This window comes from Hymenobacter profundi, from assembly GCF_019334315.1.
In the GTDB taxonomy this organism is placed as follows: domain Bacteria; phylum Bacteroidota; class Bacteroidia; order Cytophagales; family Hymenobacteraceae; genus Hymenobacter; species Hymenobacter profundi.
This window is the reverse complement of sequence record NZ_JAHWGL010000195.1, coordinates 1-1508: the sequence shown is the minus strand read 5'-3', so window position 1 is coordinate 1508 and position 1508 is coordinate 1. Positions and strand designations below refer to the sequence as shown.

At 61.7% G+C, this 1508-nt stretch carries 1 protein-coding gene; it reads left to right on the top strand.

The window, feature by feature from the left end; genetic code table 11:
- Positions 1-45: 45 nt before the first annotated feature.
- A complete protein-coding gene (gene leuC, locus KYK14_RS21830) occupies positions 46-1455 on the top strand; it encodes a 3-isopropylmalate dehydratase large subunit (protein ID WP_219161756.1) in 1410 nt (469 codons plus the stop codon).
- Positions 1456-1508: the final 53 nt, after the last annotated feature.

The following is a 1508-nucleotide window of genomic DNA, read 5'->3' as shown; positions in this document are numbered from 1 at the left end:
GCTTCGCTCAGCATGACGGGCTGATGAAATAGACCACCCCACCCCATGCCCAAGTCCTTATTTGATAAAATCTGGGAGGCCCACGTAGTCAAAACCGTGGGCGATTTGTCGGTGTTTTACATCGACCGCCACCTGATTCACGAAGTAACCAGCCCGCAGGCTTTCGACGAAATCGAGGCGCGCGGGCTGCCGCTTTTCCGGCAGCAGCAGATTGTAGCCACCGCCGACCACAACGTGCCTACCCTCAATCAGCACCTACCCATTCAGGAGCCGCTCAGCCGCTCGCAGGTAGATAAGCTGACGGAGAACTGCGCCAAGTACGGCGTAGAGCTGTACGGCCTAGGCCACGAGCGCCAAGGCATTGTGCACGTCATCGGGCCGGAACTGGGCCTCACCCAGCCGGGCATGACCATCGTGTGCGGCGACAGCCACACGTCTACCCACGGCGCGTTTGGCGCTATTGCCTTCGGAATTGGCACCAGCCAGGTGGCGCAGGTGATGGCCTCGCAGTGCCTGCTCATCGACCGGCCCAAGCGCATGCGCATCTCCGTAGACGGCGACCTGCGCCTGGGGGTAGGCGCCAAAGACCTAATTCTCTACGTGATTTCGCAGCTGGGCACCGGCGGCGGCACGGGCTACTTTGTGGAGTACGCGGGCAGCGCCGTGCGCAGTCTGAGCATGGAAGGCCGCATGACGGTCTGCAACATGAGCATCGAAATGGGTGCCCGCGGCGGCATGATTGCCCCCGACCAGACCACCTTCGACTACCTGCAAGGCCGCCCCTACGCGCCTCAGGGCGAGCAGTGGGAGCAGGCCGTGGCCTACTGGCAGACGCTCTACTCCGAAGACGGCGCCGAGTTTGAGGCCGAGCACCACTTCGACGCCGCCAACATTACACCCATGATTACCTACGGCACCAATCCCGGCATGGGCATTCCGCTAGGCGGCACCATTCCGCTGAATGTGGTGCCGAGCGAAGCCGCTGGCTTCAGCAAATCGTTGCAGTACATGGGCCTGGCGCCGGGCGAGTCGTTGCTGGGTAAACCCATTGACTACGTGTTTATTGGCAGCTGCACCAACTCCCGCATCGAGGACCTGCGCACCGTGGCAGCCTACGTGCAGGGCAAGCACAAAGCGCCCCACGTGGAGGCCATCATCGTGCCCGGCTCCAAGCAGGTAGAAAAGCAGGCGAAAGAGGAAGGCTTAGATAAAATTCTGGCCGCAGCCGGTTTCGAGTTGCGTGAGCCAGGGTGCAGCGCCTGCTTGGCCATGAACGAAGACAAGATTCCGGCTGGCGCCTATTGCGTGTCTACCTCCAACCGCAACTTCGAAGGCCGCCAGGGTCCCGGCGCCCGCACGCTGCTGGCCTCGCCGCTGGTAGCGGCCATTGCAGCCGTAGAAGGTAAAATCAGCGCCGTTCCTGCGTATGCCGAGCTAGAGCTGGTAGGCGGGTAAGTAGCTTACCCACTTGTTTGCCCACCTGTCATCCTGAGCTTGCGAAGGACCTT